The sequence below is a fragment of the Pseudomonas sp. LBUM1658 genome, from assembly GCF_059716055.1.
Genome location: NZ_CP166798.1, coordinates 4,168,077 through 4,181,321, shown reverse-complemented (window position 1 = coordinate 4,181,321; position 13,245 = coordinate 4,168,077). Strand labels below are relative to the sequence as shown.

Genomic DNA, 13,245 nt, shown 5'->3' with positions numbered 1-13,245 from the left:
GGTTATGTGAACGATGAAAAAACTAATGTGGGAGCGGGTTTGCCCCAATGCCGATCAGTTAAGGATTTTCAGATGAACATCACACCTGTGGCGAGGGAGCTTGCTCCCGCTGGGGCGCGAAGCGGCCCTAAAATCTGCGAACCCGTTGTGCCAGGCACACCGCATTGTCAGGTTTTTACGACTGCTTCGCAGCCGAGCGGGAGCAAGCTCCCTCGCCACAGGTGATCGTCCGACCATAGATTTTTGTTAACTGACCTGGCGCTATGGTTTGCCCTTGAAGACGATGGAACAGTCGACTCAGGATCCAGCGAGTGTTCACCGATAGAGTGTCCCCACTCAGACCGATCCCATTTCACTCCAGCCTCGTCACTCCATTTCGGGACAAGGCCTCGGGTTTGTTAACCTTGTTCAACTTTAATCTTCTACACAGGAGAAACACCCATGAGCATTACTCGTTACGGCACCGGTAGCACAGCCGGTGGCGGCCAGTCCCGTCCTTTTGCCCGCGCAGTCGAAGCCGATGGCTGGCTGTACGTGTCCGGCCAGGTCCCGGCGCTGGATGGCGAGATCATCAGCGGCGGGATTGTCGAGCAGACTCACCAGACCATGCGTAATCTGATCGCCATCCTCGAAGAGGCCGGTTATGGTCTGGAAGATGTGGTGCGTACCGGTGTGTGGCTTGAGGATCCGCGGGATTTCTGGAGTTTCAATAAGGTGTTTTCCGAGTACTTCAAAAGCGAACACGCTCCGGCCCGGGCCTGTGTGCAGGCGAACATGATAGTGGACTGCAAGGTCGAGATTGATTGTGTTGCGTACAAGAAGAAGGTCTAGACGGTCGCAAGTACAGGGTCGCGCCGGTCAAGGACGAGCGCGGTGTTTGCATTGAATAACAGCGGCTGCTCCCGGTCGCGTTTGTAAGGAATCGGATCATGCCTTCTGCTTTGAATATCGCTGCTGTGGAAAAGGGCGCTGCCCAGCCCGGGGTCAACCTGGTGCGTGACGTCAGCCTGCCGGCGCTGGTGCTGCATCGGGACGCCCTGGAGCACAACATTCGCTGGATGCAGGACTTCGTCAGCAACAGCGGCGCGCAACTGGCGCCCCATGGCAAGACCAGCATGACCCCGGCGCTGTTCCGTAGGCAGTTGGCGCAGGGCGCTTGGGGCATCACCCTGGCCACAGCGGTGCAGACCCGTGCGGCCTATGCCCACGGCGTGCGTCGGGTGCTGATGGCTAACCAGTTGGTCGGTGCGCCGAACATGGCGCTGATCGCCGAGTTGCTGGGCGACCCGTCCTTTGAATTCCATTGCATGGTCGATCACCCGGACAACGTCGCCGACCTCGGGGCGTTTTTCGCCGCGCGCGGTGTGCGCCTGAACGTGATGATCGAATACGGTGTGCTCGGCGGCCGTTGCGGTTGCCGCAGCGAGCAGCAAGTGCTGGATCTGGCGCAGGCGATCAAGGCGCAACCGGCGCTGGCCCTGACCGGCATCGAAGGTTATGAAGGTGTGATCCATGGCGATCAGGCCGAGAGCGGGATTCGACAGTTTGCCGACTCGTTGGTGCGTCTGGCGGTGGAGTTGCAGGACAGCGGCGCCTTCGCCATCGACAAGCCGATCATCACGGCATCGGGTTCGGCCTGGTATGACCTGATCGCCGAATCCTTCGAAGTGCAGAACGCCAGCGGACGTTTCCTCAGCGTGCTGCGCCCCGGCAGTTATGTGGCCCACGACCATGGCATCTACAAAGAGGCGCAGTGCTGCGTGCTCGATCGGCGCAGCGACTTGCACGAAGGCCTGCGTCCGGCGCTGGAAGTCTGGGCCCATGTGCAGTCGTTGCCGGAACCAGGGTTCGCGGTGATCGCCCTGGGCAAGCGCGATGTCGCCTACGATGCCGGATTGCCGGTGCCGTTGTTGCGTTACAAGCCTGGTGTGCTGCCGGCCAAAGGCGACGATGTCAGTGCCTGCAAGGTGACTGCGGTGATGGACCAGCATGCGTTCATGACCGTGGCACCCGGTTGCGAGTTGCGCGTGGGCGACATCATCTCTTTCGGCACTTCCCATCCCTGCCTGACCTTCGACAAGTGGCGCACCGGGTGTCTGGTGGATGAGCAGTTGAATGTCATCGAAAGCATGGAGACCTGTTTCTAGGTCCGGGACCGAGTCGGGGCCATCGCGAGCAAGCTCGCTCCCACAGGGTTGGAGCCAGCCAGGGTTTTGTGGCGAGCAGGGAACAATGTGGGAGCGGCGGTGCGGCGATCCGACTTGCTCGCGAAGAGGCCCTCAAGCCAATCGATCAATCCCGATAAAACACCTGCACCAAGTGATAACCGAACTTGCTCTTGATCGGCCCATGCACGATCCGCAGCGGTTTCTTGAAGATCACTTGGTCGATGGCGCCGACCATCTGCCCCGGCCGTACTTCGCCCAGGTCCCCGCCGCGTTTGCCGGAGGGGCAGGTGGAGTACTTCTTGGCCAACACATCGAAGGCTTCGCCTTTGGCGATACGCTGCTTGAGTTGTTCGGCTTCTTCGGCCGTTTTCACCAGGATATGGCGGGCTTGAGCTTTCATTGGGGCAGTTACCTTGAAGCGATGGTGTCAGCGGGGCGCGGGATTATGCCCGAAACTCAGCTTTTCTGGCTGATCATCGTACGAATCTTGTTGGCCAGCACGTCGATGGAAAACGGTTTGGCCACCATGTCCATGCCTTCCTCAAGGAATCCCTGGCGTTCAAGAGCCTTTTCCGCGTAACCGGTCATGAACAGTACTTTGAGTTCAGGGCGATACTGGCGGGCGATTTCCGCCAGTTGCCGGCCATTCATGCCAGGCAGGCCGACGTCGGTCACCAGCAGGTCGACCCGCAGGTCAGACTCCAGCAGCGGCAGTGCGGTTTTCGCGTCTTCGGCTTCATGGGCGTTGTAACCCAGCTCGCCCAGCACATTGAGCACCAGCATCCGTACCGCCGGGTCGTCCTCTACCAACACCACGGTTTCACCGGCAATGGCTGGAGGAGTGTCCTGGGAGCTGACCAGCGGGAGTTTTTCCACGGGCGCGAGATAAAGCCTCGGTAGATACAGGCGTACGCTGGTGCCCTGGCCCGGGAGGCTGGAAAGGCTGACATGACCACCGGATTGCTGGGCAAAACCGTAGATCATCGACAAGCCCAGGCCGGTACCCTGACCTATGGGTTTGGTGGTGAAAAACGGGTCGAAGGCTTTGGCCAGCACTGAAGGGGTCATGCCGCTGCCGTTGTCGGTGACGCCAATCATCACGTAGTCGCCAGCCTTGACCGGTTCCAGGGTGCTGATATCCGTCCCGTCGAGGTAGCTGTTGGAGGTTTCGATCAGCAGTTCGCCGCCATTGGGCATGGCATCACGGGCGTTGATCACCAGGTTGAGCAGGGCATTTTCCAGTTGGCTGACGTCGGTGCTGACCGGCCAGACTTCGTTGGCCAGCTGCAGCTTGAGGTCGATGTGCTCGCCCTTGGTGCGGCTGAACAGGTCTTCCAGCGAGTGCACCAACTGGTTGGGATCGATGGGTTTGCGGTCCAGCGATTGCCGGCGGGAGAACGCCAGCAGCCGATGAGTCAGGGCCGCAGCGCGGTTGGCAGAGGACACCGCCGCTTCGGTGAACCGGCCAATCTCGGCGCTGCGGCCATCGGCGATATAGCGCTGCATCAGGTCGAGGCTGCCGATGATCCCGGTGAGCATGTTGTTGAAGTCATGGGCGATACCGCCGGTGAGCTGGCCCACGGCTTCCATTTTCTGCGCATGACGCAGTGCCTCTTCGGCACGCTCGCGTTCGAACATTTCGTTTTGCAGGCGCAGGTTGGCTTCAGCCAGTTCCCGAGTCCGGGCGGCGACGCGTTCTTCAAGGGTTTCGTTGAGGTTGCGCAGGGCGGCTTCGGTCTGTTTGCGCTCGGTTTCATCGATCACAAAGATGTAGAAACCATTGACCGCGCCGTCGGCACCGTGGCGCGGCAGGTACTTCATCAACGCATGGCGCGGGCGACCGTCACGGTGGAAGGACTCGGCCTCGAAGCTGCAAGGGTGGCCGGCGAGCGCTGCGGCGATCTGCTCGGCGCGAGTGGCGTAGAGTTCTTCGCCGATGACTTCGCGGATGGTTTTGCCGTACAGCTCTTGCGGGGTCATGCCGTACCAGTCCAGGTAGGCGGCGTTGTTCAGCCGAAAGCGTTCTTCGCGATCGACATAACCGATCAGCACCGGCATGGCATTGATAATCAGTTGCAGCTCGGTCTGGCTTTGGCGCAGGGCCTGCTCCACCTGCTTGCGATCGGTCAGGTCCAGCGCGGCACCGAGGAAGCGGATCGGCCGGCCATGGTGATCCTTGTAGCAGCGGCCACGGGCAAACACCCAGCGCAGTTGGCCGTCGGGCAGCAGCAGACGGTACTCCTCGGCATATTCAGTGCCATGGTTGATGCAGTACTTGATGCTGCGGGCGACCATTCCTCGGTCTTGCGGGTGGACGGCGGTCAGGTAGTCGCTGATGGGCAGTTGCCCGGCCAAGGCCGGATCGACCCCGTGCAACTGGGCAAAGTGTGCATCGGCAATGAAGCGATCCTCAGCGATATCCCAGTCCCAGGTGCCCACCCCCTCGGTGGCCGACAACGCCAGTTGCAGGCGCTCTTCGGACTCGTGCTGAGCCTTGCTGCTGGCTTCGGAGCGCAGTTTCAGCTCCAGCGCGACCCGGCGGCGTTCGTTGGTTTCGATGGCGGTAACCAGAATCCCGGCAACCAGCCCGTGTTCGTCGCGGATCGGGCTGTAGGTCAGGTCAAGCCAGAGTTCCGAGTCGCGGCCCAGGTGTTGCAGGTTGAAGCACTGTTCGCTGTAGGTGCGCACCTGGCCTTGCAGCACGGCCTTGTAAATGGGCGCGGTGAAGTCTTCGAGTTCCGGCCAGATCAGGTGCGTCGGCTGTCCGAAGGCCTGTGGATGTTTGTGGCCGGCAAGCAGGGCGAAACCGTCGTTGTAGATTTGCGTGAGCTGCGAGCCCCACAGCAGCAACATGGGCATCGGTGAATGAATCACGATATCCACGGCCGTGCGCAGGCTTTGCGGCCAGTTGCCGGGCTCGCCCAGCGGACTTTGCGTCCAGTCCAGACGGGCTATCAGTGCCTGGGCTTCACTGCCGGTGGGCGATTCGTTCATCGGAGGGATCCTGAGGGGAAGCCTTGGGGCTGTTGTATCTAGGATGCTTTCAGGCTTTAGACGTTCAATACCTCAAAAAATCGCATTTATTGATTTATTCTATTCGAATGGGTATTTCAGGGGTGGGTCCGGAATTTTACACCTTCAACTCCGCGCGGTCGCGAAACTGCTCCAATGCCTGCGGATTGGCCAGTGCATCGGTATTCTTCACCACCTCCCCATGCACCACGTTCCTCACCGCCAGCTCGACAATCTTGCCGCTGATGGTGCGTGGGATATCGGTGACGGCGAGAATTTTTGCCGGTACATGCCGCGGCGTGGTGTTGCTGCGGATCACCTGGCGAATTTCTTCCTCGAGCGCTGCATCGAGCTCCACGCCTTCGCGCAGGCGCACAAACAGCACCACGCGCACGTCGTCCTGCCAGCTCTGACCGATAGCGATGCTTTCCAGCACCTGCTCGATTTTTTCTACCTGGCGGTAGATCTCTGCGGTACCGATGCGCACGCCGCCCGGGTTGAGCACGGCGTCCGAACGGCCGTGGATCATCAGGCTGCCATGGAGCAGTTGTTCGGCATAGTCACCCTGGGCCCACACGCCGGGGAACTGGCTGAAATACGAAGCGCGGAATTTTTCCTGCTGCGGGTCGTTCCAGAAGCCGATCGGGATGGCCGGGAAGTGCCGGGTACAGACCAGTTCGCCTTTCTCGCCGACGACCGGCTGGCCGGCGTCGTTCCATACTTCAATGGCCATGCCCAGGCCCTTGCCCTGCATCTCGCCACGGCACACCGGTAACAGCGGATTGCCGGCGACAAAACACGAAACGATGTCGGTGCCGCCGGACATCGACGCCAGGCACAGATCGCTTTTGAAATCGCGGTAGACATAGTCATAGCTTTGCGGCGAGAGCGCCGAGCCGGTGGACAGAATGGTTTTGAGACTGTCCAGCTGGTGGCTGCGGCGCGGCTGCACGCCAGCGCTTTCCAGGCTCGCGAGGTACTTGGGGCTAGTGCCGAACACGTTGATCTGTTCGCTGTCGATCAGGTCGATCAAGCGCGCCGGACCCGGGTGAAACGGTGAACCGTCGTACAGCAGCACACTGGCGCCGACCGCCAGCGCCGAGACCAGCCAGTTCCACATCATCCAGCCGCAGGTGGTGTAGTAGAACAGCAGATCATCACGGCCCAGGTCGACATGCAGGCCATGTTCCTTGACGTGTTGCAGCAGTACCCCACCGGTGCTGTGGACGATGCATTTCGGTACGCCGGTGGTACCGCTGGAGTAGAGGATGTACAGCGGATGGTCGAAGGGCACGGCGACAAATTCGGGCTCGCCGCCGGCCTTATAGAAATCATTCCAGAGCGCCACCTTGGCCGGGCTCTGGTAATCCTCGACGCGAGTCTGGGGTCGCGCATAAGGCACGATGATCAATTGCTGCAGGGATGGCAGGCGCTGGAGAATCTCGTTGATTTTCGCGGTCTGGTCGATCTCTTTGCCGGCATAACGGTAGCCGGCGCAGGTGATCAGCACTTTGGGTTCGATCTGGCCGAAGCGGTCGATCACCCCTTGGGTGCCGAAATCCGGCGAGGAACAGGACCAGATCGCTCCCAGGCTGGTGGTGGCGAGCATGGCGACCAGGGTTTGCCAACTATTGGGCATACAGGCAGCGACCCGGTCGCCCAGGCCGACACCAGCCGCTTGCAGACTCTTTTGCAGGCCGGCGACATGTTTGGCCAGGTCGGCGAAGGTCAGTTGTTCGCGCTGGCCGTTCTCGCGGATGGCGATCACCGCCGGATACTTGTCACGGCGCCGCAGCAGGTGTTCGGCGAAGTTCAGCGTGGCGCCGGGAAACCACTGGGCGCTGGGCATCGTCGGGCCTTCGACCAGCACTGCGCTGGGCGGGGTGTGAAATTCGATGTCGAAGAAGTCGACAATGGCCTGCCAGAATTCCTCGCGCCGCTCGATGCTCCATTGGTGCAGGGCGGAGTAGTCGGCGATGTCGAGGTCGTGGCGGTGATTGATGAAGCGCCGGAAGGCCTCCATGTGGGTCTTGCTGATTCGCTCGGCGCTGGGTTGCCACATGATTTCGGACATAGAGGGCCCTTTTCTTTTATTGTTTTATTACATGCACACAGATTGATGTGACTGGCGAGTTTTTGTGGCGAGCGGGCTTGCCCGCGCTGGGCTGCGAAGCAGCCCCAAAACCTGCCGCCGCGACTCTTCAGGTCGAACGCATCAGCCGGTTTACGACTGCTTCGCAGCCGAGCGTGGGCAAGCCCACTCGCCACAGTGTATGGCGGCTTACTGCGCCAACCACCCACCATCGATATTCCACGCCGCGCCACGCACCTGGCTGCCGGCTTCGCTGCACAAAAATAGTACCAGTTCACCCAGCTGTGGAGGAGTGACGAACTCCAGCGAAGGCTGTTTCTCGGCCAGCAGATCATGTTGCGCCTGCTGCGGGTCGACACCCGCGGCGATGCGCGTATCGATCTGCTTTTGCACCAGCGGGGTCAGCACCCAGCCCGGGCAGATGGCGTTGCAGGTGATGTTGCTGGTGGCGGTTTCCAGGCCGACCACTTTGGTCAGGCCGATCACCCCATGCTTGGCGGCGACATAGGCTGACTTGTTCGCCGAACCGACCTGGCCGTGCACCGAGGCGATGTTGACGATCCGTCCCCAGCCTTTGGCGCGCATGCCTGGCAGGCTCAACCGGGTGCCATGGAATACCGAAGAGAGGTTGATGGCGATGATCGAGTCCCAGCGCTCCAGCGGAAAGTCTTCCACGGGCGCCACATGCTGGATGCCGGCGTTGTTCACCAGAATGTCGACGCCGCCGAACTCGCGCTCGGCATAGGCGATCATCTCGGCGATCTGCGCCGGGTCGCTGACATCGGCCGGGTGATGGCCGACCTTGCCACCGAATTGTGAAACCTCGGCGATGACCGCGGAGGCATCACCGAAACCATTGAGAATCAGATTGGCGCCAGCCTTGGCCAGGCTCAGGGCGATGCCCAGGCCGATGCCGCTGGTGGAGCCGGTGACCAGTGCGGTTTTGCCGGAAAGATTAGTCATAAGTTCCTCACACAATGCCGGTGGCGTAGAAGGTGCTGATCACCACGAAGACCGCGAGGGTCTTGATGATGGTGATACCGAAGATATCTTTATAGGCTTCGCGGTGGGTCAGGCCGGTAACGGCCAACAGAGTAATCACCGCGCCGTTGTGCGGCAGGGTGTCCATGCCGCCGCTGGCCATGGCTGCGACCCGGTGCAGGACTTCCAGCGGAATATTCGCCGCATTGGCCGCCGCGATAAAGCTGTTGGACATCGCCGCCAGGGCGATGCTCATGCCACCCGAGGCCGAGCCGGTGATACCGGCCAGCAGGGTGACGGTGATGGCTTCATTGACCAGCGGGTTGGGAATGCTCTTGAGCCAGTCGGCCAGCACCAGGAAGCCCGGCAGCGAGGCGATCACCGCGCCAAAGCCGTATTCCGAAGCGGTGTTCATCGCCGCCAGCAGCGCGCCGCTGACCGCGCTTCTGCTGCCTTCGGCGAGTCGGCCGCGGATCGCCTGGAAGCCGAACACCAGCACCATGATGATGCCCACCAGCAGCGCCGCCTGGACCGCCCAGATGGCGGTGAGCTTGGCGATTTCGGTCTGCACCGGTACGGTCATGCCCGGCAGGCTGAGGCTGTGGGTCTTGCCGTACCAGAGTGGAATCCAGTGGGTGAACAGCAGGTTCATCACGCCAACCAGCAGCAGCGGCGAGAGGGCAATCCAGGGGTTGGGCAGCTTGATGTCTGGGGCGGTTTCCGGCTCGTTGCGCAGCTCCGTGCCGTAGCCTTCACCCGAGCGCTGGGCCTTGTTGCGCTGGCGTTGCAGATAAAGCATGCCGGCGCAGAACACGAAGATCGCGCCGATCAGCCCGAGCCACGGCGCGGCCCAGGCGGTGGTGTTGAAAAAGGTACTGGGGATGATGTTCTGGATCTGCGGGGTGCCCGGCAGGGCGTCCATGGTGAAGGAGAACGCACCCAGGGCGATGGTCGCCGGGATCAGGCGCTTGGGAATATTGCTCTGGCGGAACATCTCGGCGGCAAACGGGTAGACCGCGAACACCACCACGAACAGCGACACACCGCCGTAGGTCAGCAGGGCGCAGACCAGCACGATCACCAGCATCGCCTGGCGGGTGCCAAGCAAACGAATGGCGGCGGCGACGATCGAGCGTGAGAAGCCGGACAGCTCGATCAGCTTGCCGAACACCGCACCGAGCAGGAACACCGGGAAATACAGTTTGATGAAGCCGACCATTTTCTCCATGAACACCCCGGTGAAAGCCGGAGCGACAGCGGAAGGGTCAGTGAGCAGTACCGCGCCGAGGGCGGCAATCGGGGCGAAGAGGATAACGCTGTAGCCACGGTAGGCGGCGAGCATCAGCAGCGAAAGGGCTGCTAAAGCGATGATCACACTCATGGTGTGTCTCCTGGATTGTTATTTTTGTAGAGGTGAATCTTTGGTGGCTGTGGGTATAGCCAGTTTCGTGCCAGTACATTAAGTGATTGAAATATATGGATATTTTATTTTTTTGTGGTGCGGGAGAGTAAATGTGTCTCTTTGTGGAGACGTGGGGCGCCGGAAAAGATCGCAGTCTGCGGCAGCTCCTACGGGTTTCCGGTCGCGCCCGATCGGCGTAGGAGCTGCCGAAGGCTGCGATCTTTTGATCTTCAGCAATCTGAAAGGCCATCTCTATTATGAGATTTATGTCTCTCTATTGAGACTCAGCAATCCCCAACGCCACCATCTTCTTGTACAGCGTCGACCGCCCCAACCCCAATCGCGCCGCGGCCTCGATAACTTTCCCGCCGCATTGCGCGAGGGCCGTTTCAATCAACTGCCGATCAAACCGCTCCCGCGCCATGCTGAAGCTTTCGTTGACGATAGGCTCCAGCGCCGAAGACGCAAGACGCTCCACCGGACTGAAGGTCCCGATCGCCGCGCGGATATCCGCCGCATTCAACATCAGGTCATCGCTAAGCAATGCCGCGCGCTCCAGCACATTGCGCAATTCGCGGATATTGCCCGGCCAGGCATGCTGGCCGAGCAGCGCCAGGGCTTCGCTGTCGAGTTCATGCTGGCTGCGCAGTTCTTCGAGAATGGCTTCGCTCAGCGCCGGCAGATCGTCGAGCCGTTCACGCAATGGCGGCACCTGAATCGGCAATACGTTGAGGCGGTAATACAGGTCAGCGCGGAACTCGCCGCGCTTGATCGCCGCCTGCAAGTCGGTGGAGGTGGCGGCAATCACCCGCACATCGCTCTGGATTACTTCGTTGGAGCCGACCGGTTCGAACTCTTTCTCTTGCAGCACCCGCAGCAGCTTGCTCTGCAGCGGCAGCGGCATGTCGCCGATTTCGTCGAGAAACAGCGTGCCACCCTGGGCGATCTGCAGTTTACCGCTGCGGCCCTTGCGATCCGCGCCAGTAAAGGCGCCGGGGGCGGTGCCGAAGAATTCCGCTTCCAGCAGGGTTTCCGGAATCGCTGCGCTGTTGATGCTGACAAAGGCTTTGTGCGCCCGCGGCGAGGCGCCATGGATCGCCTGGGCGAGCAATTCCTTGCCGGTGCCGGTTTCGCCCAGCAGCAATACCGGCGACTCGGCACTGGCGCTACGCCGGGCCCGACGCTTGACCTCCAGGCTGGCGGCGCTGGTGCCGATAAAGTGCGCGAAGTTGTATTTGGTCTGCCGCGCCCGCAGCAGCGAACGCGTGGACGCAAGCTCCTCCTGCATGCTCATGTAGCGCTTGAGCATCGGCGACAGGCTGCGCAGTTCATCGAACAGGGCGAAACCGATGGCACCGATCACCGTGCCGGCATCGTCATGGATCGGCAGGCGCATCACCACCAGCGGTTCTTTCGGGGTGTCCTGCATGTCCAGCAAAATCGGCCGACCGGTGCGCACCACTTCGCGCAACAGGCTGCCGGGGATCACGCTTTCACAGGGCTTGCCAATGGCTACCTCGGCCGATTCGAGGCCGAAGCGTTTGGCGTAACGCTCGTTCATCCAGACGATATTGGCATCGCGGTCGACGATCACCGTGCCTTCGCTGGATTGCTCGATGATCTCGAACAACGAGCGGATCGCCAGCAGGCGCACACGCTGGTAATCCTTGAGGCTTTCGGTGTCGTTCATGGACGGTCCCGACAAAGGTTACTTTTTCCGGGCGCCAGCCTCGGCCGCCAGACACTCAAGGGCGAACTGTTCGGTATAAGTCATCTGGATCAGGGTGGTTTCGCCTTTGACGGTGCGCGAGCCTTCGAGGATGTAGCGAATACGCTTGTCGGTGACGCCGATGCGTTTGGCGATCCAGGTTGGAGTCTGGCCAATGCGCGAGATCAGCTTGTCGGCATAGTCGGTGGAGGGGTTATAGAGTTCAGCATTAGGGCTCATGGGTGACGTCCGGATAAAAAATGGGCTGCAATAGGCTCAAGGTTACAGGGTCGGCGGCGAATGCGGGAGCGCGGCAGCCAGGAGTTCTTTGGTATAGGGGTGCTGCGGCGCATCGAACACCACATGGCTGGCGCCGCTTTCCACCACTTTACCGTCCTTGATCACGATCATGTCGTGGGCCAGGGCGCGGATCACCGCCAGGTCATGGCTGATGAACAGGTAGGTCAGGCCGTGTTTTTCCTGCAGCTGACGGAGCAGGGCGACCACTTGCTTTTGCACGGTGCGGTCCAGCGCCGAGGTCGGTTCGTCCAGCAAAATCAGCGCCGGCTTGAGCACCAGGGCTCGGGCGATGGCGATACGCTGGCGCTGGCCGCCGGAAAATTCATGGGGGTAGCGATGGCGGCTTTGCGGGTCGAGGCCGACTTCTTCGAGCACCCGAATCACCTGGGCTTCGCATTCGGCAGGGGTCGACTGGCTGTGAACTTCCAGGCCTTCGCTGATGATCTGCGCCACGGACATTCGTGGGCTGAGGCTGCCGAAGGGGTCCTGGAATACCACCTGCATCTGTTTGCGCCAGGGCCGCAGTTGCTTCTGGGTCAGGCCGTCGAGGGCCTGGCCCTGAAACCGGATGCTGCCTTCGGAGTCGAGCAGGCGCAGGATCGCCTGGCCGAGGGTGGACTTGCCGGAACCGGACTCGCCGACGATGCCCAGGGTCTTGCCGCGCTGCAGGCTGAGGCTGATGCCATCGACCGCGCGCAGGTAAGTCTTGCGTTGGAACAACCCGCCGCTCAGCGGGAATACCACGCTGAGGTCGTCGACCTGCAACACCGCCTCACGTTCATCCCGCGGCAAGGCCTGGCCTTCCGGTTCGGCGTTGAGCAGTACGCAGCTATAGGGGTGTTTCGGCTGAGTGAACAAGGTCTCGGAGTCCGCCTGCTCGACGATTTGCCCTTCGCGCATCACGCAGACCCGTTGCGCGATGCTGCGCACCAGATTGAGGTCGTGGCTGATCAGCAGCAACGACATGCCCAGACGCTGTTGCAAGGATTTGAGCAGCAGCAGGATCTTGCGCTGCACCGTCACATCCAGCGCGGTGGTCGGTTCATCGGCGATCAGCAGTTCCGGTTCGCAGGCCAGGGCCATGGCGATCATCACCCGTTGCCGCTGGCCGCCGGAGAGCTGATGAGGATAGGCCTTGAGCCGCTCCTGGGGTTTGCGTATGCCCACCAGCTCGAGCAATTCGATGATGCGTTTTTGTGCGGCTTTGCCACCCAGGCCCTTGTGCAGCAGCAGGGTTTCGCCGATCTGCTTTTCGACGCTGTGCAGCGGATTGAGGGAGGTCATCGGCTCCTGAAAAATCATCGCGATGCGATCGCCGCGCAGCTTTCGCAGCACGCCGGGATCGGCGCCCAACAGTTCCTGGCCGCGATAACGAATGCTGCCGCTGGAGTGTGTACCCGTTTGGGGCAGCAGTTGCAGGATCGAGTGGGCGGTCACCGATTTGCCCGAGCCCGACTCGCCCACCAGCGCCAGGCATTCTCCACGACGGATATCCAGGCACAGATCGCGAACTACCTTCTGGCCATTGAAGGCCACGCTGAGGTCGCGGATTTCGATCAGGTTGTCACTCATATCTTTGGGT

General features: G+C 61.1%; 10 protein-coding genes. 2 read left to right on the top strand and 8 right to left on the bottom strand.

The window, feature by feature from the left end:
- Positions 1-441: 441 nt before the first annotated feature.
- Positions 442-831 (top strand): RidA family protein, encoded by a 390-nt coding sequence (locus ACA064_RS19165; RefSeq protein ID WP_497669522.1) that lies wholly within the window; start codon positions 442-444, stop codon positions 829-831.
- Positions 832-929: 98 nt separating this feature from the next.
- Positions 930-2,147, top strand: a complete 1,218-nt coding sequence (locus ACA064_RS19160; RefSeq protein ID WP_497669521.1) for an amino acid deaminase — start codon at positions 930-932, stop codon at positions 2,145-2,147.
- 145 nt (positions 2,148-2,292) lie between these two features.
- Here the strand turns inward: ACA064_RS19160 and ACA064_RS19155 are convergent, their stop codons facing one another.
- The 8 genes from ACA064_RS19155 to ACA064_RS19120 form a co-directional block, all read right to left on the bottom strand.
- On the bottom strand, positions 2,293-2,568 hold the full coding sequence (locus ACA064_RS19155; RefSeq protein WP_150642867.1) for a peptidylprolyl isomerase: 276 nt from the start codon (positions 2,566-2,568) through the stop codon (positions 2,293-2,295).
- Between the two features lie 56 nt (positions 2,569-2,624).
- Complete coding sequence (locus tag ACA064_RS19150) at positions 2,625-5,162, bottom strand: PAS domain-containing hybrid sensor histidine kinase/response regulator (RefSeq protein WP_497669520.1); 2,538 nt, start codon at positions 5,160-5,162, stop codon at positions 2,625-2,627.
- A gap of 136 nt (positions 5,163-5,298) precedes the next feature.
- A complete protein-coding gene (locus tag ACA064_RS19145) occupies positions 5,299-7,254 on the bottom strand; it encodes an acetoacetate--CoA ligase (protein ID WP_497669519.1) in 1,956 nt (651 codons plus the stop codon).
- 207 nt (positions 7,255-7,461) lie between these two features.
- Entirely contained in the window at positions 7,462-8,235 is a 774-nt protein-coding gene (locus ACA064_RS19140) for a 3-hydroxybutyrate dehydrogenase (RefSeq protein ID WP_497669518.1), read from the bottom strand.
- Positions 8,236-8,242: 7 nt separating this feature from the next.
- On the bottom strand, positions 8,243-9,634 hold the full coding sequence (locus ACA064_RS19135) for a GntP family permease (RefSeq protein ID WP_497669517.1): 1,392 nt from the start codon (positions 9,632-9,634) through the stop codon (positions 8,243-8,245).
- 295 nt (positions 9,635-9,929) lie between these two features.
- Positions 9,930-11,345 carry a sigma-54 interaction domain-containing protein gene (locus ACA064_RS19130; RefSeq protein WP_497669516.1) on the bottom strand — a complete coding sequence of 472 codons (1,416 nt, stop codon included), beginning with the start codon at positions 11,343-11,345 and terminating at the stop codon, positions 9,930-9,932.
- Between the two features lie 18 nt (positions 11,346-11,363).
- A complete protein-coding gene (locus tag ACA064_RS19125) occupies positions 11,364-11,603 on the bottom strand; it encodes a hypothetical protein (protein WP_497669515.1) in 240 nt (79 codons plus the stop codon).
- Positions 11,604-11,645: 42 nt separating this feature from the next.
- Positions 11,646-13,235 (bottom strand): ABC transporter ATP-binding protein, encoded by a 1,590-nt coding sequence (locus ACA064_RS19120; protein ID WP_497669514.1) that lies wholly within the window; start codon positions 13,233-13,235, stop codon positions 11,646-11,648.
- Positions 13,236-13,245: the final 10 nt, after the last annotated feature.